At 52.3% G+C, this 22408-nt stretch carries 20 protein-coding genes and 1 pseudogene; 14 read left to right on the top strand and 7 right to left on the bottom strand.

Annotated elements, in window-relative coordinates; genetic code table 11:
• Positions 1-5: 5 nt before the first annotated feature.
• A complete protein-coding gene (locus K6K13_RS02320) occupies positions 6-2018 on the top strand; it encodes an NADPH-dependent 2,4-dienoyl-CoA reductase (RefSeq protein WP_222159380.1) in 2013 nt (670 codons plus the stop codon).
• Between the two features lie 19 nt (positions 2019-2037).
• Here K6K13_RS02320 and rlmG read toward each other — a convergent pair whose 3' ends face one another.
• Entirely contained in the window at positions 2038-3177 is a 1140-nt protein-coding gene (rlmG, locus tag K6K13_RS02315; RefSeq protein ID WP_222159379.1) for a 23S rRNA (guanine(1835)-N(2))-methyltransferase RlmG, read from the bottom strand.
• Positions 3178-3385: 208 nt separating this feature from the next.
• Between rlmG and K6K13_RS02310 the strand changes: the two genes are divergently transcribed.
• Positions 3386-4384: a Gfo/Idh/MocA family protein gene (locus K6K13_RS02310; RefSeq protein WP_222159378.1), complete on the top strand. Its 999-nt coding sequence runs from the start codon at positions 3386-3388 to the stop codon at positions 4382-4384.
• An 87-nt stretch (positions 4385-4471) separates the two neighbouring features.
• On the opposite strand, the gene K6K13_RS02305 is transcribed toward K6K13_RS02310, so the two are convergent.
• Both K6K13_RS02305 and K6K13_RS02300 read right to left on the bottom strand, forming a co-directional pair.
• On the bottom strand, positions 4472-5365 hold the full coding sequence (locus K6K13_RS02305; RefSeq protein WP_222159377.1) for a LysO family transporter: 894 nt from the start codon (positions 5363-5365) through the stop codon (positions 4472-4474).
• Positions 5366-5387: 22 nt separating this feature from the next.
• Positions 5388-6047, bottom strand: coding sequence for a 2OG-Fe dioxygenase family protein (locus K6K13_RS02300; RefSeq protein ID WP_222159376.1), 660 nt, complete (start codon positions 6045-6047; stop codon positions 5388-5390).
• Positions 6048-7143: 1096 nt separating this feature from the next.
• Between K6K13_RS02300 and K6K13_RS02295 the strand changes: the two genes are divergently transcribed.
• Positions 7144-8097 (top strand): TerC family protein, encoded by a 954-nt coding sequence (locus tag K6K13_RS02295; protein WP_222159375.1) that lies wholly within the window; start codon positions 7144-7146, stop codon positions 8095-8097.
• Positions 8098-8320: 223 nt separating this feature from the next.
• Complete coding sequence (gene sstT / locus K6K13_RS02290; RefSeq protein WP_222159374.1) at positions 8321-9568, top strand: serine/threonine transporter SstT; 1248 nt, start codon at positions 8321-8323, stop codon at positions 9566-9568.
• A gap of 60 nt (positions 9569-9628) precedes the next feature.
• On the opposite strand, the gene K6K13_RS02285 is transcribed toward sstT, so the two are convergent.
• From K6K13_RS02285 to uxaC, 4 genes and pseudogenes are all read right to left on the bottom strand, one after another.
• Complete coding sequence (locus tag K6K13_RS02285; protein ID WP_222159373.1) at positions 9629-10162, bottom strand: YgjV family protein; 534 nt, start codon at positions 10160-10162, stop codon at positions 9629-9631.
• 91 nt (positions 10163-10253) lie between these two features.
• Positions 10254-11749: pseudogene (locus K6K13_RS02280) on the bottom strand (UxaA family hydrolase).
• A 17-nt stretch (positions 11750-11766) separates the two neighbouring features.
• Positions 11767-13218 (bottom strand): tagaturonate reductase, encoded by a 1452-nt coding sequence (locus K6K13_RS02275; RefSeq protein ID WP_222159372.1) that lies wholly within the window; start codon positions 13216-13218, stop codon positions 11767-11769.
• A 110-nt stretch (positions 13219-13328) separates the two neighbouring features.
• Complete coding sequence (gene uxaC, locus K6K13_RS02270; protein ID WP_222159371.1) at positions 13329-14738, bottom strand: glucuronate isomerase; 1410 nt, start codon at positions 14736-14738, stop codon at positions 13329-13331.
• 548 nt (positions 14739-15286) lie between these two features.
• Between uxaC and K6K13_RS02265 the strand changes: the two genes are divergently transcribed.
• The 10 genes from K6K13_RS02265 to K6K13_RS02220 all read left to right on the top strand — a co-directional run bounded on the left by K6K13_RS02265 (position 15287) and on the right by K6K13_RS02220 (position 22407).
• Positions 15287-16585 (top strand): MFS transporter, encoded by a 1299-nt coding sequence (locus tag K6K13_RS02265; protein WP_222159370.1) that lies wholly within the window; start codon positions 15287-15289, stop codon positions 16583-16585.
• Positions 16586-16834: 249 nt separating this feature from the next.
• Positions 16835-17611: a transcriptional regulator ExuR gene (gene exuR, locus K6K13_RS02260; protein WP_222159369.1), complete on the top strand. Its 777-nt coding sequence runs from the start codon at positions 16835-16837 to the stop codon at positions 17609-17611.
• Positions 17612-18022: 411 nt separating this feature from the next.
• Complete coding sequence (locus tag K6K13_RS02255; protein WP_222159368.1) at positions 18023-18697, top strand: DedA family protein; 675 nt, start codon at positions 18023-18025, stop codon at positions 18695-18697.
• Positions 18678-19067 (top strand): EnvZ/OmpR regulon moderator MzrA, encoded by a 390-nt coding sequence (gene mzrA / locus K6K13_RS02250; protein WP_222159367.1) that lies wholly within the window; start codon positions 18678-18680, stop codon positions 19065-19067. Before K6K13_RS02255 ends, mzrA begins: the two co-directional genes overlap by 20 nt.
• Before the next feature lie 7 nt (positions 19068-19074).
• Positions 19075-19494 (top strand): DUF1090 domain-containing protein, encoded by a 420-nt coding sequence (locus tag K6K13_RS02245; RefSeq protein ID WP_222159366.1) that lies wholly within the window; start codon positions 19075-19077, stop codon positions 19492-19494.
• Between the two features lie 185 nt (positions 19495-19679).
• Positions 19680-19985 (top strand): ElaB/YgaM/YqjD family protein, encoded by a 306-nt coding sequence (locus K6K13_RS02240; protein WP_222159365.1) that lies wholly within the window; start codon positions 19680-19682, stop codon positions 19983-19985.
• A gap of 41 nt (positions 19986-20026) precedes the next feature.
• Positions 20027-20422, top strand: a complete 396-nt coding sequence (locus K6K13_RS02235; protein WP_222159364.1) for a phage holin family protein — start codon at positions 20027-20029, stop codon at positions 20420-20422.
• Positions 20419-20703 (top strand): YqjK-like family protein, encoded by a 285-nt coding sequence (locus tag K6K13_RS02230; protein WP_222159363.1) that lies wholly within the window; start codon positions 20419-20421, stop codon positions 20701-20703. The genes K6K13_RS02235 and K6K13_RS02230 overlap by 4 nt, the downstream gene beginning before the upstream one ends.
• Positions 20704-20892: 189 nt before the next feature.
• Entirely contained in the window at positions 20893-21288 is a 396-nt protein-coding gene (locus K6K13_RS02225) for a DoxX family protein (RefSeq protein WP_222160936.1), read from the top strand.
• Between the two features lie 123 nt (positions 21289-21411).
• On the top strand, positions 21412-22407 hold the full coding sequence (locus K6K13_RS02220; protein ID WP_222159362.1) for a glutathione S-transferase family protein: 996 nt from the start codon (positions 21412-21414) through the stop codon (positions 22405-22407).
• The last annotated feature ends 1 nt before the right edge of the window (position 22408 follow it).

Genomic DNA, 22408 nt, shown 5'->3' with positions numbered 1-22408 from the left:
GCATCATGCACGCCTACCCCAAGCTTTTTTCACCCCTCAATCTGGGCTTCACCACGTTAAAAAACCGCGTCATCATGGGTTCAATGCACACCGGTTTGGAAGAGCATCCACAAGGCACTGAACGGTTGGCAGCGTTTTATCGAGAACGCGTACAGGGCGGTGTGGCGCTGATTGTTACCGGTGGTATTGCGCCCAACGCCAAAGGTGCCGTGGTCGCTGGCGGTGCAACGCTTGAACATGAAGAACAGCTAGCTCACCATCTCCCAATAACGACCGCGGTGCATGAAGCGGGAGGGAAAATTGCGCTGCAAATTCTGCATGCCGGACGCTACAGCTATCAACCCGATCCCGTTGCACCTTCCGCCCTTCAGGCACCGATCAGCCCCTTCCTTCCGCACGCCATGACCCATGAGGAAATTTTACACACCATCGCTGATTTTGCCCGCTGTGCGGCGCTGGCCCAGCAGGCAGGCTATGACGGTGTAGAAATCATGGGCTCTGAAGGGTATCTGATTAATCAATTTCTGGTCGAACGCACCAACCAGCGGCATGACAGCTGGGGTGGTAACCAACAAAACCGCTGCCGCTTCGCGTTGGAGATTGTACGTGCTGTGCGCCGTGCGGCCGGGCCACACTTTATTATCATCTATCGCCTGTCGATGCTCGATCTGGTGGAATCCGGCTCCTCATGGCAAGAGATAGAAACGCTGGCTCAAGAGATGGAAACCGCTGGCGTCACGTTGCTTAACACCGGTATTGGCTGGCACGAAGCACGTATCCCGACCATCGCAACGCTGGTGCCGCGCGCAGCCTTTGGCTGGGTGACCCAGCGCTTGATGGGCAAGGTAAACATACCGCTTATTACGACCAACCGCATTAACGATCCGGCTCAGGCAGAACAGCTGCTGGCGCAGGGTTGCGCCGATATGGTTTCCATGGCGCGCCCCTTTCTGGCGGATTCGCACTTGCTTGAGAAAGCAGAAACGGGCCGCAGCGATGAGATCAATACCTGTATCGGCTGCAATCAGGCTTGTCTCGATAGAATATTTGTCGGCAAGGTGACCTCATGCTTAGTCAACCCGCGCGCCTGCCACGAAACAACGCTCACCATAGTCGCCACAGACACACCGCAACGAATTGCCGTCGTCGGTGCTGGCCCGGCAGGGCTCGCTTTTGCCATCAACGCAGCACAGCGCGGCCATGCAGTGACGTTGTTTGAAGCGGACAGTAACATCGGCGGTCAGTTTAACCTGGCCCGGCAAATCCCCGGCAAACAGGAATTCACGGAGACGCTGCGCTATTACCGCCGTATGTTGGTGCTCACTCACGTCTTGGTACGCCTCAATACCAAAGCCACGGTAGACGATCTTAAAAGCTTTGATTCCGTTGTTCTGGCGTGTGGCATAACGCCGCGTATGCCAGATATTCCCGGCATTGATCACCCAAGCGTAGTGAGCTACTTACAGGTGCTGCGCGATAAGGTTCCTGTTGGCAAGCGGGTAGTCATTATCGGTGCAGGCGGTATTGGTGTTGATGTGGCCCATTACCTGAGCGCACCACCGCAAGCCGATTTCTATGCCGAATGGGGTATCGATCGCACGCTTGATAAACCGGGCGGCATATTACCGTTCGCCGCCGGCGCACCCACTGGCATAGTGCATCAGCATGACATCGTGCTGCTGCAACGTAAGGCAGGAAAGCTGGGTGAACACCTGGGCAAAACCACCGGATGGATACACCGGGCACAGCTGCTGCGCCACGGGGTGAGCTTTATGGACAGCGTGCACTATCAGCGCATTGACGATGCCGGGCTGCATATTATTCATCAGGGCCAGGAGAGGTGCATCGCCGCCGACACTGTCATCGTCTGTGCAGGACAGGATTCACGGCGCGATCTCTATGCGCCATTACAGGCCAGTGGGGTCGCCGTGCATCTGATTGGCGGTGCGGATGTCGCCGCCGAACTGGATGCCCGGCGGGCCATCGATCAAGCCACCCGACTGGCGTTAACGCTGTAGCCTGTTACTCAACTCCCGTTCAGCGAGACGCTGCTAGCTTCACCGCGCGCAACACCACAAACTTGTTGTTGCCTGCCAGCTGTTCGCAGTTGCCAAACAGGTGTTTCAGCTTCTGATAGTAGTTGAGGTGGCGATTGCCTACGATACGCAACTCACCGCCATGCGCTAAACAGCGGCGCGCGTCGCTGAACATATTCCAGGCCAGATGGTCGGTGATGGTCTGCTGCTGGTGGAACGGCGGGTTACACAGCACCGCTTGCAGCGAATCAGGGGCAATGTTGGCCAGCGAGTTATTCACCACAAAACTGGCACGCGGCAGATCGTGCGGACAGTTGATTTCCACGTTCATGCGGCTGGAAGCGAGCGCCATATGGGATTCATCAACGAAGCTGACCAGCGCTGAAGGATTTTGCGCCAGCGCCACCAGCCCGACAATCCCATTACCGCAGCCTAAATCCATGATCTTGCCGTCAATATCATGGGGCAAGTGCTGCATAAAAAAACGCGTACCAATATCCAGGCTGCCGCGTGAAAACACGTTGGCATGGTTGTGGATACGGTAACCATACCCCTCCAGTTCCCATTCAACGGTTGGTGAATACTTACCTACATTGATTTGCGCCACGTCGCAGTGAATCAGACGCGCCTTTTTCCACGCCAGTGACGTGCGCGTCGGGCCAATGATTTTTTCAAACAGTTGCAACGTGGAAGTATGAATGTCGCGCGCCTTCGCACCGGCAATAATTCGCGTATGCGGGGCGACGACCGAGCGCAGCATGTGGAGCTGATACTCCAGCATCGCCAGCGTTTTTGGCACTTTGATAACCACCAGCGATGGCGCATCAGGTAATGCCGTCAGGCTGTCTTGCAACACGACGGATTCCGGCGCAAAGCCGTTGAGCGACAGATTATGTCGCGTCGCCAGTTGGCTCAGGTAGCTGTCGCTGACGCAGAGCGGCTCATACGCCTGTAATCCACAGGCCAGTGCACCGAATGTGTCGTTTAGAATCACAACGGGCCCAGGCGCAAGCTCCATGGCAGCAATTTCGTTCAGCAAAAACGCATCTGCTGCTTCCCAGGCTTGTAAAGTGGAATTCTCAGACGTTTTCGGATAACGCACCAACGTGAGCGTTCGCGTTTCCAGTTCCAATTGGCTCATCGGCCTCTCCCGCGTCATAAAGGTTGCGCAGTGTACCCCGTAACGTTGGGGAGCAGTAAATGCTTTTCGTCAGTCAGGGGGAATCCGGCCGCGAGACCTCCTGTTGTCGTGGTTTTCCCCTACGCAGAACCGCGACAGGACGATTGCCTTGCGCCCACATCATGTTACTCTGTTTTTCTTACGCTCTCGCCAGGAACATCGACCCGTCATGATTCGTTTCGCTATTGTAGGAACCAGTCAAATCACGCGCCAGTTTGTTGATGCTGCACATGAAACCGGCAAGATGAAGTTGATCGCCATCTACTCCCGTTCGCAGGAAAAAGCGCAGCAATTTCAAACGAACTATCTGGTTGAACACTGCTTCACCTCTCTGGAGGCACTCGCCCAGTCCGATCTGATTGATGCGGTCTATATCGCGAGTCCGAATAGCCTGCACGCGGAACAATCCATCCTGTTTCTCGAGCATGGCAAACACGTGGTCTGCGAAAAACCGTTGGCGTCAAACCATGCCCAGGCCCAGAGAATGATCGCGTGCGCACAAGCCAATCAGGTTGTGTTATTCGAAGCTTTCAAAACCGCGAGCTTGCCTAATTACGCCGTGGTGATGCAGGGGCTAGCGCGCATTGGTCGGCTGCGCAAAGTGTTTCTGAATTACTGCCAATATTCTTCCCGTTACCAACCCTATCTGGCGGGAGAGAACCCCAACACCTTTAACCCGGCGTTTTCCAACGGCTCCATCATGGATATTGGCTACTACTGCCTGGCATTCGCCGTCAGCCTGTGGGGCGATCCCCATAACGTTCAGGCCAGTGCGGCCCTGTTGGAAAGCGGCGTGGACGGACACGGCAGCGTTGTACTGAGTTACGGGGATTTTGACGTGATTATCGCGCATTCCAAGGTGAGCAACAGCGCCATTCCCAGTGAAATTCAGGGGGAGGAAGGGTCGCTGGTCATCGACAGGCTGTCGGAATGCCAGCAGGTCAGCCTGGTGCCGCGCAACGGTCAACGAATCGATTTGTCCCAACCGCAGCATATCAACAGCATGCTGTATGAAGTGGAAACCTTTGCCTCACTGGTCGCCAAGAATGACGTCAATCACGCCTTTCTGACACGCTCACTCACCGTCGCGCGCTTACAAACAGACATTCGCCGCCAGACCGGCGTAGTGTTCCCCGCCGACAGCACCACACTTTCTGAGGATCAATAACAGGGCCGCTTGGAAAACGGAAACTATCCTTACGCGATACCTGAGCATAATTCCGTTCTGGAAAGTTCGCGCTAATCTCTGGAGCGGCTACCCAACTAACGTTACTGAGAAGGAGATTAAAAATGGGGCCAGAACAGTCAGAACAAACCCGCTGAATATGGCATGGCTGATGTATGTCTCTTCACAATTCTCTCTGATAAAAGGTAATGCGGAGTCTAGGGCGGCAGCGCCCGATATACCGATGGCACCTGTGGGTTGCTTCTTACCCAGAAAATAAAGAAACATGATGCTGAACATTTCTCTGAAGAAATCCGTCATGAATGCCATCGCCCCCATTTCGGGCGAAACCAGCTTGTTAACCATCGGTCCCGAGAGTGAAAACCACCCCAACCCGCTCGAAACCACAAATAATTCTCTCCACGACAGATGAGAGAAGACTGAAAATACAAAAACGGCTAACAGGGTAGCGAATATAGTAAAAATGGGAACAGCGACCAACTCTAGGTTGAAGCGACCTATTTTGAAACCGACAAGGTCGATTCCAACCAAAAAGATCAAAATAGAGAGGACATAGCTACTGGATAAATGTACGTCCTCCAGCCGAACCCCCGTTATTTTAAAAACAGCCAAGCCCAACAGAAAAGCCGTCATCGCTTTTAAACAGCCTTTGAACGGCATAAAAAATGAGAGCTCTTCCTTTTTGACTGACGTAACTCGGCGCTTCCTGTATAGGAAAATGTAAGTAAAGAAAGCAATCAGTGCCGAGAATAAGAGGGCGCTTTTAATTATCTGGTATCCAACGTCCCGCTGAGTAAAAATGCTTCCAAAATCAATTCCCATACAAAACAGAAGCAGCAGAACTACGTTGGAGATCAGCGAGACACAAAAATTTTTCAGTTTTGGACTTGATAGCTTGCCTGAAAAATAACCAGACATGAGAAGAAAAAATACCATTGCCACAGAAATTAAGGAATCATGCATTAAAAGGCCTATAAGTTTTTAACTATATGCTTTGCTTGGTTTTTGAAAAATCGATAAGAATCATTGTACGTTCGGCTGGGGTAGACGGTTTATTCATATGGAGATGATCTACGTAATGACTGACGAGTTCATCGCATACGGCGAAGCTGTCCATAAATTCGTCGAGCTGAAAATGATGAAGAATATCATTCTCAGAAATTTCAGAAAGTTTTTTATTTCTCACCTCCGTCCCAGCAATATAGTTTCTCCCGCCAGACGCATTTTCGCTGCGTCTGACGAGGTGAGCAAACGTGAAGGGCTCTCCGTCCTGATGAAAACAGTCTGGTGAGCTGAATCCGGGCTTAGCATTGTCAGTGCAGGAGACGCTGACCAAATGGACGCCTACATAAATCGGTAAATAGTAATCGGCAAGACCAAATGTATAATGATAATCCTCAAGTACTAATTTATTTATAAAAGCCGTTTTTTTTAACTCTCGGCTGAGTGAATTGAAATAACGAATTGACTCATGATCCGGATTGTTAGAACCCTGGTCGTATCCCGACTTTTCCTTACCGTTACGAGTAACGGTGGGAAGCCAGAAGAGGCGGTCCGGTTGCCATGGCAGAATGATTGCATTCCCATAACTTCTCTTTCTCAGTGTTTCATCTGGGGCATAAGGGTCTTTTTCGAGATTTGCCACTTCAGTGAGTAGTGTATCTTTTTCAGAAGGTTAGCATCCAGCCATGGCCCTGTAGTGCATATAACCGCAATGTCTAAAGTCAGATGAGTAAGCATTCATAATATATAAGTTTTTTTAAAAAAATCGTGCAATTTAATTGCGAAGAACACCACGTCAAGAAACTTCATTTAATGACTATTGATTGGGGTGGTTTGAATAACGGAAACCCCATACGTTTAGAGTATTATTTAGTTACCTTAGCCCGTAACGTGTTTATTTAGTGTAAGCGACTATCGCATTTAAGTTTTAGGTTATTTGATATAGGTAAAGTCCCATGAAAACACCGTATAGTACGAGAGTAAAGCCTATTTTGATAACGGAATCTTCCAAAAAAGGATTACAGTACAATAAGTTTTATGCAACGGGATAGTGCGTCACGGGCTTGAGCGGGCAGATGCAGAGTTTGAGTGAGTAGCTGTGCTGGCTGTCGCAAGGCTGAATGGCATCGAGGTACACCGAGAGCTGGATCGATAATAGCGACAGCGGAAGTTTAGCGGTCGATCGCTGTAATAACCGGATAGCATGGGGCTTCCGGCGCGTATCTGTGCTGAAATCCTGCGCCCTTCACCTCAGTGCATCGTCATCAAGGGTTCGGTTTCGGACACAGAAATACTGCAGCCACGCCGTTTGGGCAACACCCAAAGGTGTTTTGGTTAAAAAGTAGTTTTAGCGTGGTTTATTTTCCGTTTTCCCTGCGGACCGCAATAACGGGGCAGGTGAAAAGTGTTCACAGAATTTGACCTGGATCGACTTTTCACCTATCTTTGCTGATGCAAAGGGGAGTAACTTTTCCGCCGATTAATCGTCATTACGAAGTCATGTGTCAAGCTTGCTATAAAGTAAGTGGAGATATGCTTCCGGTTATCGGGCAATACCAATGAACATTCTGCATTGGCGTTGTAAGTGAGACCTTGCCGGAAGGCGAGGGACATTTGCAACGCGAGTGACCAAACGACCTGTGTCTTCCGATACATGTCGTTTTTTTTTACCTGGCTCGCCATCGCGCCAGATAAAAATGAGGCCTGACGGTGTTAATTTTTGTTGCAAGGAACCTGTTATGAACTCCATCGGTACGCCGTGGTTGTGGGGCAGCTTCGCTGTCATTGTTATCGCCATGCTGGCGGTAGATTTGCTCTATCAAGGGCGTAAGGGTGCCACCACCATGACCTTTCGCCAGGCGGCTGCCTGGTCATTGATTTGGGTTACGCTGTCGCTCGCCTTCAATGCCGGATTCTGGTGGTATCTGAAAGGCACGCTCGGCGTAGAAGTCGCCAACACGCAAGCCCTCGCCTTCCTCACCGGTTATCTGATTGAAAAAGCGCTCGCTGTCGATAACGTCTTCGTCTGGCTGATGCTGTTCAGCTATTTCGGCGTGCCCGCCCACTATCAGCGGCGTGTGCTGGTGTATGGCGTGCTGGGAGCCATCATCCTGCGAACGCTGATGGTGTTTGGTGGCAGCTGGCTGGTTACGCAATTCCAATGGTTACTCTACGTATTTGGCGCGTTCCTGCTGTTCACCGGCCTGAAAATGGCGTTCTCCAAAGACGATGGTGGCGATCTTGGCGACAAGCCGCTAGTGCGTTGGCTACGTGGGCACCTGCGGATGACGGATACCATCGAAAACGAACGCTTCTTCTTGCGGCGTAACGGTATTCTGTATGCCACCCCGCTGTTTTTAGTCTTGATTCTGGTTGAGATCAGCGATGTTATCTTTGCCGTTGACAGTATCCCGGCCATATTTGCGGTGACCACCGACCCGTTTATTGTGCTGACCTCCAACCTGTTTGCCATTCTGGGCCTGCGCGCCATGTATTTCCTGCTGGCTGGCGTGGCGGAGAAGTTCTCGCTGCTCAAGTATGGTCTGGCCGTCATTCTGGTGTTTATCGGCACCAAGATGATGCTGATCGACCTGTTCCATATTCCTATCGCTATCTCTCTGGGCGTGGTAGCCAGCATTCTGGCCATCACGCTGCTGATTAACCTGTGGGTGAATCAGCGCGCCGCTCGCTAAACCGCTTATCGCCTCCGTAAAAGGAGGCGATTTGTGAATGACCCGCCGCACAAATTCGTGTGCCATTGCTTTTTTTAATGTCTCTTTTCCCTATACTGCTCTGCGCAAACACTTTGTTACAGGTTATGAAAAAAAACCCATTGCATTCTCCAGAGGTTTTCATCCTGCAACGTGCTACCACACAACCCTTGTTAAGTTACGGAACGGGAACACCGTCTATTTTATGAAAAATACATACTCTGCGATTCTCCGCTATACAGTGCGAGGCAGTCTGGTGCAGCAAATCGTTGTCGGGTTAGCGTTAGGTATTCTCCTCGCGCTGCTATCCCCCTCGGCGGCCTTGGCCGTCGGCCTGCTCGGTACGCTGTTTGTCGGAGGCTTGAAAGCCGTTGCGCCTGTTTTGGTACTGGTTCTGGTGATGGCGTCCATCACCAATCATCAGCAAGGACAGAAAACCAATATCCGCCCCATTCTGGTCCTGTACGGCATCGGCACCTTTTCGGCCGCGCTGGTCGCGGTGGTTCTGGGCTTTTTGTTCCCCACTACCCTCGCCTTGAGCGCACAGTCTGCCGATATCGTACCGCCCGCTGGCATTGTTGAGGTGCTGAAAGGGTTACTGATGAGCGTGGTCGCCAACCCGATTCATGCGCTGATCAACGCCAACTACATCGGTATTCTGGTGTGGGCAATTGGTTTTGGCATCGCGTTTCGCCACGCCTCGCCGTCCACCAAAGCCTTTATCAACGATGCCTCTGATGCGGTGACGCTGCTGGTGCGCACCGTGATTCGCTTTGCACCGCTTGGGATTTTTGGTCTGGTATCCTCAACGTTAGCAGAAACCGGCTTTGACGCACTGTGGGGTTACGCGCATCTGCTAACCGTACTGGTCGGTGGCATGCTGATCGTGATGTTTGTCATCAATCCGCTGATCGTGTTCTGGAAAATTCGCCGCAACCCGTATCCGCTGGTGCTGACCTGCCTGCGCGAAAGCGGTATTACCGCCTTTTTCACTCGCAGTTCGGCAGCCAACATCCCGGTGAACATGGAGCTTTGTCGTAAACTGAATCTGGACGAAGACACCTACTCCGTCGCCATCCCGCTGGGAGCCACCATTAACATGGCGGGTGCAGCGGTGACCATCACCATCCTGACGTTGGCTGCCGCTCATACGCTGGGCATCCATGTCGATATGCCTACCGCACTGCTGCTCAGCGTGGTCGCCGCCATTTGTGCCTGTGGCGCATCGGGGGTTGCCGGAGGATCATTGCTGTTAATCCCGCTGGCGTGCAGCATGTTTGGTATTGCGAATGACGTGGCCATGCAAGTGGTCGCCGTCGGCTTTATCATCGGTGTGATTCAAGACTCGGTGGAAACCGCAGTGAACTCCTCCACGGACGTCATCTTTACGGCGGCAGTGTGTGATGCGGAAGATGCCAAGTTGGCAGAGAAAGAACGGCTGAACCTGCTGTAACACCTTCTCGTTACCCTCATCTTCTGTCTCAAGGTGAGGGAAAACGGAGCAATAGCGACATTAATGAGATTGCGTTTCCGCCCGGAACGGGTCCAGCCCACGCTTCTGCATGCGCCAAAAACGAATGATGTTGTAGCCATTGAGGATCAAAAATGTGCCTTCAATCAGCGAGCCGCCGATTGAACCAAGCCATACGTTGTGTATTACCCAGCATAGCGTGGCGCACCAGATAATACAGCGCGTGGTCAACCCACTGGTGCGGAACAGCGCCCAGGTGCTGATCAGCGTACCCAGGATCGGCAGCAGTTCAACCGCATGCTTAAGACCAGAAAGCCCAAACACCAGCGTCAGAATGATAAAGGCAAACATCACCACAAGATTGTGGGTACGCGTGGCAATTACCGTACGCCCGGCATTCAGCAATGCGCTGGCTCCTGCGGCATTTGCCCCCATCAAAAAGAAATGGATACCGATGATGGCGCTGTAGAGGGAAAGCTGTAGTTTGAATTTGCGATCGTCACGGTGAAAAAATACGGTAATCCCCACCAGGAAGGCAATCGCCCCCACTGCCTGAGCAAACCAATAGCTCGTCATGATCTGTGCCTTGGGAAAAGGAGTGGGGAAAATAAATAAAACGGCGCCAATAAATGGAACGCCGTTTCATTTTAATTAAAAGCGGGAGGTTTTACAACGTTACGCCACTTTTAAATATCGCCAGTTCGCGGAAATCATTGATCTCGTTTTTCGCCAGCTTTTTGCCATCAGCAATTTGCACGATCATGTCCACAAACTGGGTCAGCAGATCGTCCATTTCCACCCCATGGATCAGGCGGCCGGCATCAAAGTCGATCCAGTGCGGTTTTTTCTGTGCCAACTCGCTGTTGGTTGCCAGTTTCACCGTAGGGACAAAACCGCCGTAAGGCGTTCCGCGACCGGTACTGAACAATACCATATGGCAGCCCGCGCCCGCCACAGCGCGCTGGTCGCTACCGCATCGTTACCCGGTGCGCTGAGCAGATTCAATCCCGGCGTATGCAGGCGTTCACCATACTTGAGCACGTCCACCACTTTGCTCTGCCCCGCTTTCTGGGTACAGCCCAGTGATTTCTCTTCCAGCGTAGTGATACCACCGGCCTTGTTACCCGGCGAAGGGTTCTCATAAATCGGCTGGTTGTGCTCGATAAAGTACTGTTTGAAGTCATTGACCATGTGGACCGTTTTTTCAAACGTCGCTTCATCGCGGCAGCGGCTCATCAGAATACGCTCTGCGCCAAACATTTCTGGCACTTCCGTCAGCACCGTGGTGCCGCCGTTGGCGATCATGTAATCCGAGAAACGCCCCAGCAACGGGTTGGCGGTAATGCCTGACAACCCATCCGAGCCGCCACACTCCAGACCAAACTTGAGCTCGCTCAGTTTGCCCGGAACACGTTGATCGTTACGCATCGCTTCATACAATGCATGCAGACGCTCCAACCCGGCTTCGACTTCATCATCCTGCTGTTGGCAGATCATGAAGGTAACACGTTCTTCGTCATACTCGCCCAACGTGGTGCGGAACGCATCTACCTGGTTGTTTTCACAGCCAAGGCCAATCACCAGAACCGCCCCCGCATTGGGGTGGCGCACCATGTTTTGCAGCATGGTACGCGTGTTTTCATGGTCTTGCCCCAACTGGGAACAACCGAACGGGTGAGTAAACAGGTAAACCCCGTCAATGCCTTCTGCATTGTTGGTTTCTTTCAGGAAGCGAGTCTGGATCTGACGCGCGATGCCGTTAACACAGCCCACGGTCGGCAGGATCCACAGTTCATTACGCACCCCGACATTGCCGTTTTTACGACGGTAGATCTGTACGTCACGATCGGCCATCTGTGCCGGCAGCGTCATGAATTCCGGCTGGTACTGATACTCATCCAGATCGCTCAGGTTAGTCTTGGCATTCTGGGAGTGAATATGCTGTCCCGGCGCGATAGCCACTAACGCATGGCCGATCGGCAAGCCGTACTTCACGATCATCTCGCCCGGCGCAATGTCATAAAGTGCAAATTTGTGCCCACGCGCCACCGGCTGTGGCAGCGTGACCGTCACACCACCCGCCGTTACTGCCTCACCTTGCTCAACATCACGCAACGCAACGGCCACATTGTCCAGCGCGTGGATTTTGATGATGCTTTGCATCGATAAATCGTCAGCCATTAACAATACCCTTCTACTGCCGCTCTCATGCCGCGATCGACGATCGCTTGCAGTTGCTGCGTAACCTGTTCTACCAATCCTGGCACCTGCGTCAGATCCTGTTCCCAGTGATCCGCATCGCTCAGCACGGTGGTAACCAGCGCTTGCAGCGACGTTGTGCGATCGTTGACGCCGTGCCACAGGGTGCTATAGCGCTCCAGCCAGTGCGCATCATCTTGCAGCGGGTAGGCTTCACCGTTGCGATCGCCACGGTAGAACGCGATCAGCGCCGCCAGTGCAAAGGTCAGACGCGCCGGCAACGCCCCTTTCTGCTCACGGTAGGCCAGCAGTTGCGGCAGAATGCGGGTGCGGAATTTCGTCATGCCGTTCAGGGCAATGGACAACAGCTGGTGCTGAATAAACGGGTTACGGAAACGGCTCAGCACCGCTTGAGCAAAAGAGGTCAGCTCATCGTGCGGCAAATCCAGCACCGGAACGATCTCTTCGGCAATGGTTTTTTCCACAAAGCTGCTGATTTGCGCATCATTCATAGATTCGCCCACGGTATCCAGACCTGCCAGGAAGGCAACCGGCACCAGCGCAGTGTGCGCACCGTTCAGAATCGCCACTTTGCGCTCTTTGTACGGTTTGATGTCGTCAACGATGCGGATATTCAGGTCCAGCTTGTCAAGACGCAGCTCTTGCGCCAGCCATTGCGGCCCCTGAATCACAAACAGGTAGAAGTACTCGGCGGTATCCCAGAAGGTATCCTGGTAGCCCATTTCCTGTTGCAGCGCTTCCACTTCGGCGCGCGGGTAGCCCGTCACAATACGGTCAACCAGCGTGGAGCAGAAGGTGTTGTTTTCATTGATCCAGGTGACAAAGGCCTGCGGCAGTTCCCACTGCGCGGCATAGCGCAGCACCAGTTCTTTCAGTGCAACGCCGTTATAATCGATAAGTTCACACGGCAACAGCACCCAGCCTTTGTCAGCGGCACCGTTGAAGTGGTTAAAGCGCTCGAACAGCAGGCGCGTCAGTTTTGCCGGATAGCTGACCGGCGGGGTATCCGTCAAACGATCGTCAGCGTGATAGCTGATGCCCGCTTCAGTGGTGTTGGAGAACACGAAACGAATATTGGCGTCGTGTGCCAGTGCCAGGTACTCATCAAACTGACGGTAAATGTTGATTTCACGGTTAACCGAGCGGATCAGACGCGGTTCACGCACCGCTTCGCCCTGCTCATTCAAACCACGAATGATCGTGGTGTACAGCCCATACTGAGTGTCTAATGAAGGCGGAAAATCGGTATCAATCGGACGAACGATCACCACACCCGCATCCAGATCGGTATGTTCGTTTAGCAAATCTAACTGCCAGTCAACAAACGCGCGCAGAAAGTTACCCTCACCGAATTGGATAATACGATCAGGATGTTGACGACCAGGGAAGTCACGACGATTCAATGTTTGCATTAAGAAGCTACCTCAGGACAGGAAGTGCGATCGGGGTCAGGTTGTTACCGCCCTGTCACCTTGCCCACGATACAATGTCAAGGCGCGCGCACCTGCGCGCGCCCACGGTCTTATAATTCGATGGCGAAATAGTTTTTAGCGTTATCGAAACAAATATTTTTCACCATGTCGCCCAGCAGATTGATGTCTGCCGGTGCTTCGCCGTCTTCTACCCAGCGGCCGATCATTTGGCACAGAATACGACGGAAATACTCATGGCGAGTGTAAGACAGGAAGCTGCGGCTGTCGGTCAACATGCCCACAAAGCGGCTCAGCAGGCCCAGTTGCGCCAGCTGTGTCATTTGACGCTGCATGCCGTCTTTCTGATCGTTGAACCACCAGCCGGAACCAAACTGCATTTTGCCCGGCATGCCTTCACCCTGGAAGTTACCGACCATAGTGCCCAGCACTTCGTTATCGCGCGGGTTCAGGCAGTACAGAATGGTTTTCGGCAACAGGTTTTCTTCATTCTGCTTGCTCAGCAGGCGAGACAACTCTTGTGCCAGTGGGCGATCGTTGATGGAATCAAAACCAACGTCTGGCCCCAGCAGTTTAAATTGACGCAGATTGTTGTTACGCAGCGCACCAATGTGGTACTGCTGTACCCAACCGCGACGCGCATATTCCGCACCCAGCCATACCAGTACGGCAGTTTTGAACTGCGCCACTTCGAGATCGCTCAGCGCAGCACCGCCCAAACGACGAGACAGAATGCCATCCAGCGTCGCTTCATCGGCTTCAGCAAACAGCACCACGTCCAGCGCGTGGTCAGAAACTTTACAGCCGTGCGCGGCAAAGTGATCCAGACGCTTGGTCAGTGCGGCCTGCAAATCGCTGAAACGACGAATATCGGTATCAGACACTTCACCCAGTTTCGCCATGTAATCGTTAAAGGTGGCCAACTCGATGTTGAACGCTTTGTCAGGACGCCAGCTTGGCAGCACTTTAACGTTAAAGCTGCCATCAGCGGCGATGGCTTTGTGATGACGCAGGTCGTCAATCGGGTCGTCGGTGGTACCGACCATTTTCACGTTCATCTGCTGCATGATGCCGCGCGCGGTAAATTCATCACGCTCCAGCAGGGCGTTGCAGCGATCCCAAATCTCTTTCGCCGTACCCGGCGCTAACAGCGTACCTGTTACACCAAACGGACGGCGCAGTTCGAGATGCGTCCAGTGGTACAACGGGTTACCAATGGTGTGCGGCACAGTTTCTGCCCAGGCGGAAAATTTCTCCCAGTCGCTGGCATCACCGGTACAAAGACGCTCCGGCACACCGTTAGTACGCATGGCACGCCATTTGTAGTGATCACCTTTCAACCAGATGTCATACAGGTTTTTAAAGCGGTAGTTTTCTGCAATCTGTTCAGGCGGCAAGTGGCAATGGTAATCAAAAATAGGCTGATCAGCCGCGTAGTCATGATACAAACGACGAGCAAATTCGCTGTCTAACAGAAAATCTTCGCTAAGAAACTGGGGCATACTCTTCTTCCTCACCGTGCGCTCAGGCACAACATTGGCCTTTGTTGAAAGATATCACACCAATTATGCTGGATATCTCATATCATTAGTGAGGTCATGATCGCAAAAATTCACATGCCTGGCAAATTGGTCAGGACACCGCGCAGCAAGCTCTCAACACAGGCCGATATCGAACAAATTTTAGCAATTCCGCATAAATATAATGGTTTTGTGATGTCACTCAACTTTTAAAGTTGTATGACAAATTATTGTAGCGCCGTCTTGAACCGGGATTCAATCTCTATTCCATTCCCAAGAGAAAAAATTCTGGTCCAAATCAAAAGCAGGTTTCATGAGAGTAAAAGGCGAGCAAGGCGTCCTTATCGATGCGCCTTGCCGCCTTCCTAAAAGTAAGCGCATATGACGCCACAAACTTACTCCACAACGGAACCCTGCGATTGCGCCCTTCTGGGAGGTGCGCTAGCCAACCTTGTTGGCTAAACACAACACCGGTTGTTGGCTCAGCCAATGGCACGGTGTTATTTTTTTGACTCGGAGAGAAAACACAAATGCGTAAAATCAAAGGGCTACGTTGGTACATGATCGGGCTGGTGACCATTGGCACCGTGCTCGGTTACCTGACACGTAATGCTATCGCCGTTGCCGCCCCGACGTTGCAAGATCAGTTACATATCACGACACAGCAATACTCCTACATCATTGCTGCCTATTCCGCCTGCTATACCGTTATGCAACCCATCGCCGGTTACGTACTGGACCTGTTAGGCACCAAAGTCGGCTACGCCATGTTCGCTATCCTGTGGGCCATTTTCTGTGCCAGTACCGCAATGGCAAACAGCTGGCAAGGTCTGGCCATTTCACGTGGCCTGGTCGGCATGGCTGAAGCGGCCATGATCCCTGCGGGCCTGAAGGCGAGCAGTGAATGGTTCCCCGCCAAGGAGCGTTCCGTTGCCGTCGGTTACTTCAACGTTGGTTCCTCGATCGGTGCCATGATCGCGCCGCCGTTGGTGGTTTGGGCCATCGTGATGCACAGTTGGGAAATGGCCTTTATCATCACCGGTGCCTTGAGCATGGTGTGGGCACTGTGCTGGCTGGCGTTTTATAAACACCCGAAAGACCAGAAAAAACTGACCGATGAGGAACGCGATTACATCCTGAGCGGTCAGGAATCTCAGCATCAGGCTGATAACGGCAAGAAAATGTCCGCCTGGCAGATCGTGCGTAACCGACAGTTCTGGGGCATCGCATTACCGCGCTTCCTGGCAGAACCGGCATGGGGCACCATCAATGCCTTGATCCCGCTGTTCATGTTCAAAGTCTACGGCTTTAACCTGAAAGAAATTGCCATGTTCGCCTGGCTGCCGATGCTGTTCGCTGACCTGGGCTGCGTATTGGGTGGTTACATGCCTATGCTGTTCCAGAAATATTTCAAAGTGAACCTGATCGTTTCGCGCAAAATGGTGGTGACGCTGGGTGCGGTGTTGATGATTGGCCCAGGGATTATCGGCCTGTTCACCAGTCCTTATATTGCCATCGCACTGCTGTGCGTAGGTGGATTTGCGCACCAGTCGCTGTCCGGTGCCCTGATCACGCTCTCTTCTGATGTGTTCGGTCGTAACGAAGTGGCTACCGCCAACGGGTTGACCGGCGGCGCAGGTTGGCTGGCGAGCACCCTGTTCGCTCTGGTGGTTGGCGCATTGGCAGACACCATCGGCTTTGGCCCACTGTTCGCGGTGCTGGCAGCCTTTGACGTACTGGGTGCCATTCTGATTTGGGTCATTCTGCAAGACCGTCCAGCAGTGCAAGCAGAACAACCGACAACGCTCGAGACGGCACAGCAGCATTAATCACTGCCTGTCTCGCGGCCAGACCTGCCTTGACGCCCGATAACCCCGGTTATCGGGCATTTTTATTGCAGGCTGATAATGCATAACTGTGACCTTGATGTTGGTCGGCTTCACGAATAAGTGGTATAACAAATCTTGACGCGATGGTTTTCTCAGCCTTTTTTCGCCCCTGTGGTGAGGTTGCGGCGCAGGAAAGTCGCAGGGAAAGGTTCCCCATTTACGGACCGTCATCTATAAAAGAGCAAAGATATGGCACTCACTGAGCCCCGTCGACTATACCAACAGTTAGCCGCAGAACTTAAGCAGCGCATCGAAAGTGGCGTTTACCTTGTTGGTGAGAAGTTACCCGCCGAACGCTACATTTCTGAAGAGATGAACGTCAGCCGTACAGTAGTACGTGAGGCGATCATCATGCTGGAAGTGGAAGGCTACGTTGAGGTGCGTAAAGGCTCAGGCATTCATGTCATTTCCAATCAGCAAAGCCATCGCGTGCCCAGTGGTGGTGATATCGAGTTTATCACCGCCGGACCGTTTGAACTGTTGCAAGCTCGCCAGTTAATTGAAAGTAATATCGCCGAATTTGCGGCGACTCAGGTGACGCGTCAAGACATCGTCCAACTGATGGAGATTCAGGAATATGCGCGTCAGGAGGACCGTTTCCGTGATTCCGAGTGGGATCTGAAGTTTCACATTCAGGTGGCGCTGGCGACACAGAACTCGGCCATGGCCACTATCGTGGAAAAAATGTGGAGTCAGCGTATCCACAACCCCTATTGGCTCAAACTGCACGAACACATTGACGATCGTTCAATCGAAAGCTGGTGCGAAGAGCACGATCAAATCCTTAAAGCGCTGATTCGTAAAGATCCCTACGCCGCCAAACTGGCGATGTGGCAGCACCTGGAAAACACCAAGCAAATGCTGTTCCGCGCCACCACCGATGACTTTGAATTCAACGTTGACCGCTACATGTTTGCCGAAAATCCCGTCGTGCATCTTGAGCCGATCACCGTGCACAAATCCTGACCACCCGAACAAAAAACCCTATCGCCTCTGTCACTTAACAGAGGCCAAAACGTCTGAAAACACCAGTTTGTGTCAAAAAATGTAAAATCAGGCGCAAAAAAACCTTTTCGCTCAAATAGCAGCGATAAATCTCACATTTTCCTGCGATAATTCCCTATCTCAACCTTTAGGCTTTTGTTACAGTTAGAAGCTCTTTTTAACGCTTAATCCGGTATTTTCCGCGTTACTGCCGCCAAACCGCAACAATGCAGGCTCGTCGGGCAAAATGGATTAAGTGGAGATATGTGAACATCGGTATGTTCTACTCTAACAGCGCTCACCATGGCGAGCCGGTGTACATAATGACCCTTGTAGTCGGTGTCTTTCATCGCCGATGGGCCACGTAGCATGCTGTTGTGTTAGGAATACCGAATGGAATTAATTAAAGAACTTGTTAATGCGCTTTGGCACCAAAATTTCGATATTCTCGCTGACCCTAAACTGGTTTGGACGCTCTATTTTATTCTGTTCATGATCCTGTTTTTGGAAAATGGTCTGTTACCAGCCGCCTTTCTGCCCGGTGACAGTCTGCTGGTATTGGTTGGCGTGCTGGTTGCCAAAGGCACGATGAATTATGCATTCACTATCGCATTGCTGACTACCGCTGCCAGCCTGGGCTGCTGGGTGAGCTATATTCAAGGGAAGTGGCTGGGGAATACCCGGGTAGTACAAGGTTGGCTCTCCCATCTCCCCGCACACTATCACCAGCGTGCGCATTTATTGTTCCACCGTCATGGATTGTCCGCGTTGCTGATTGGCCGCTTTCTCGCCTTTGTTCGCACGCTGCTGCCTACCATTGCCGGGCTTTCGGGGCTGGACAATACCCGCTTTCAGTTTTTCAACTGGATGAGCGGACTACTGTGGGTGCTGATTCTGGTTTCGCTCGGGTTCGCGATTGGCAAAACGCCGGTTTTCATGAAGTATGAAGATCAGGTGATGTTTTGCCTGATGATGTTACCGCTGGTGTTGTTGTTCGTCGGCCTGTTCGGTTCACTGTTCGTGTTGTGGCGTAAGAAACGCGCAGATAATGCAGCAAAAGGGAACTAACGTGTTATTCGGTTGGCGTTATCTGAAAGCCATCTGGCGTATGATGATTCTGGTGATGCTGCTGACCCAGTCACAGAGTTATCAACAGGATGAAACGCTGCTGCACATTTTTCCTCACCATCAGGGTGCGCCGCTCCCTGATGGTTTTTACGTTTACCAGCGTCTTAATGAACGTGGTATCGCTATCAAAAGCATTACCCCTGCGCCGGACAGTCTGATTGTCGGACTGGCTTCATCGGAGCAGACCTTTGCCGCGCGTGAAGCACTCCGTTCCTCGTTTCCGCAGGCAAAAATCATCACTCAGCAACCGCCGAAGCCCGTTCCTTTCTGGCGGCCAAAGCTGACGCAAAAGACCGTAACACTTGGGTGAGGATAAGATGAAAAAAGTAGCCGTTTTACGTGACGTGATTATCGCAGGTCTGGTGTTCTCCGCCATCAACGCCTATGCCGCTGACGCAAAAGTGCCACCAGCAGGCACCTGCGCGGCCAAAGCCGATGATATCGAACAGCAGTTGGCGCAGGCGCGCCAGCACGGTAATGCAGGCCAGATTCAAGGTCTGGAAACGGCGCTGCGCAATGTGCAAACATACTGTCAGGATGATGACCTGCGCGTCAAACGTCAGCAAAATCTGGCGGAGAAACAAGCGAAAGTCGCGGAGCGAAAAGCGGAATTACGCGAAAGCCAGCAATCCGGCGCCGATGCAGACAAGATTCAAAAACGCCAGGATAAACTTGCCGAAGCCCAGAAAGCGTTGCATGAAGCCCAGCAGGAGATTACTGCTGCCGGTGGGCAATAACCCATCAGATTTCGCTTGTCTTTATCGTCGTCCAGCCCACGTTCACTGCCCCGGGTTGGGCGTATTCCTTGGGATTACCCAGCGCTTACAGCAGCTTATCAGAATTATCTCGGCCCATTCTGTCATTCCAATCGTAAAAGTTGAGCTATAGTTAATACTCCTTATTTATCGAAAAGGAGTTAATCATGGCTAAAGATCAACAATCTGAACTGTTGCGTAATGAGTTGAAATCACTGGCGGATACCCTGGAAGAAGTCTTGAACTCCTCAAGCGATAAATCCAAAGCGGAATTGGAAAAATTACGCAGCAAAGCGGAAAGCGCACTGAAGGACACCCGCTCACGATTGAGTGAAACCGGCGAACGTATCGTCAACCAGACCAAAGAAGCAGCGGATTACGCGGATGACTATGTACGGCAGAACCCGTGGACCGGTGTGGGTATCGGCGCTGCGGTAGGGGTTGTGCTGGGCGTTTTGCTCGCACGCCGCTGATTGACGGGAGTTCAGTAACCTTTTATGACCGAAAAACTGTTATGACGGATAAACAACGACAGGGCCCCGCTAGCGGGGCTATTGCTTCGGCGCAGCGTACCCTGACGCTGCTTGTCGGCATTGTGGAAACGCGCCTGCGTCTGGTTGTCATTGAGTTAGAAGAAGAAAAGAATCATCTGTTTCAACTGCTGCTGCTCACCGGACTTACCCTTATTCTCGCCGCATTCGGCCTGATGAGCCTGATTGCACTGATTATTTGGGGTTTGGAGCCAGAATACCGTTTGTTGGCATTGGCTTGGATCACCGCCACGTTGCTCGGTCTGGCGCTGATTATCGGCCTGTGGACGCTCATGAAAGCACGCCGTGCCACGCTGCTCAAAGCCACGCGCAAAGAACTTCGTACTGACAGAGCGCTGCTGGAAGAGGAGGAAAAATGAATCATCAGCAGCGTCAGGAAGAAAAAGTCCGGCTGTTACGCCAAATAGAGCAGCAGCGTCTCGATGTGATTTATGAAAGACGAGTGTGGTTGGAAAAAACGGCGCCCTACGACGGTTACTGGCTGCGTATCATGGCTTGGCGTCGCTACTGGCTTCTCGCTTCCGGCGCTGCCGCGCTGTATGGGGCCCGCCACCCAAATCGGCTGATTCGCTGGGCCAGACGCGGCATCGGCTTACTGGGAACACTCAAGTTGCTACGCAAAACGCTGTCGCCTCGCTAAGGTTTTCGGCTGGCGCACACATATTCAGATTTTCTGAAAAAAACAGACAATTTAACTCGCTGGAATTCAAACCGTTTCCCTCATAGTATTTGCTCCATACAGGATGTGCAGATGATATCCCCAGAGATATCCTGCTATAGCGCGGCATACAGACCTGTTGCCAGCCCCCTTTTTCCTTGGAGACAAATGATGAAAAATTTAGAAAATACTGCGCTGCTTATCGCTCGTATCTTTATGCCAATCCTGTTCATCGTGGCAGGTTACGGCAAACTGGGTGATGCCTATGCGGGCACTGCGCAATACATGCAGGCCATGGGCGTTCCGACATTTCTGCTGCCGCTGACCATTCTGCTGGAGCTGGGCGGTGGCCTGGCGGTACTGTTCGGTCTTCTGACTCGCACCGTCGCTCTTTTCACAGCGGGATTCACGCTACTGACCGCCCTGCTGTTTCACACCAACTTTGCCGAAGGTGTAAACCAGCTGATGTTCCTGAAAAACCTGACCATAGCAGGCGGCTATCTGCTGCTGGCAGTAACCGGCCCGGGCGCTTTCAGCATCGACCGTATTTTGAATAAAAAATGGTAACACCGTAGTTTTATACCAACGTAGTTTTATACCAACGTAGTTTGATGCCAACACCAGGCATAACCCTCGCACCAGCGGCGCAGCACTCTGCGCCCTGGTTTTTACATTGATGATGGAGGACCCATGGGACAACTAATCGATGGCGTATGGCACGATACCTGGTATGACACCAGCAAAACAGGCGGTCACTTCAAACGTACCACGGCACAGTTTCGTCACTGGATAACCCCGGATGGCTCACCTGGCATCACGGGCGAAGGTGGCTTTGAAGCCCAAACCAACCGCTACCATCTGTATGTTTCGCTCGCCTGCCCCTGGGCGCACCGCACCTTGATCATGCGTCAGCTTAAAGGGTTACAGGAACACATCGGTGTATCCGTGGTGCATCCGTTGATGTTGGATCAGGGCTGGACTTTCGGCATCGATTTTCCTGACACCACCGGTGATTCGCTCTATCAGCATGAATTTCTCTATCAGCTCTACCTGCATGCCAATGCCGATTACAGTGGACGCGTTACCGTTCCGGTACTGTGGGACAAAGCGCGTCATACCATCGTCAGTAATGAATCCGCCGATATTATCCGCATGTTTAATTCGGCGTTTGATGGAATTGGGGCAACGCCCGGCGATTACTACCCGGAGGCGCTGCGCACGCAGATTGATGCGTTAAACGAATGGATTTATCCCACCATCAATAACGGCGTATACAAAGCGGGATTTGCAACCTCACAAGGCGCCTATGATGAAGCAGTCAATGGCGTATTTGAGGCATTGGACACGTTAGAGGTCCGTCTGGCGCAACAGCGTTACCTGACAGGCAATGCAGTGACCGAAGCGGATATTCGTCTGTGGACCACGTTACTGCGTTTCGATCCGGTTTATCATACCCACTTCAAGTGTGACAAACGTCGGCTGGCTGACTACCCGAATCTGTTTGGCTTCCTGCGCGATATTTACCAAATTCCTGGCATTGCAGAAACCGTGAACATTCCGCATATCCGCCATCACTACTACCGTAGTCACGGCACGATCAATCCTCACGGCATTATTTCCATCGGGCCAGAAAACCACCTGGGTGCGCCGCACGGACGTGACAGGTTTAATCAGCGGACGAATTAAT

The sequence above is a fragment of the Symbiopectobacterium purcellii genome (assembly GCF_019797845.1).
GTDB classification, from domain to species: Bacteria; Pseudomonadota; Gammaproteobacteria; order Enterobacterales; family Enterobacteriaceae; genus Symbiopectobacterium; species Symbiopectobacterium purcellii.
This window is presented reverse-complemented; position numbering and strand designations above follow the sequence as displayed.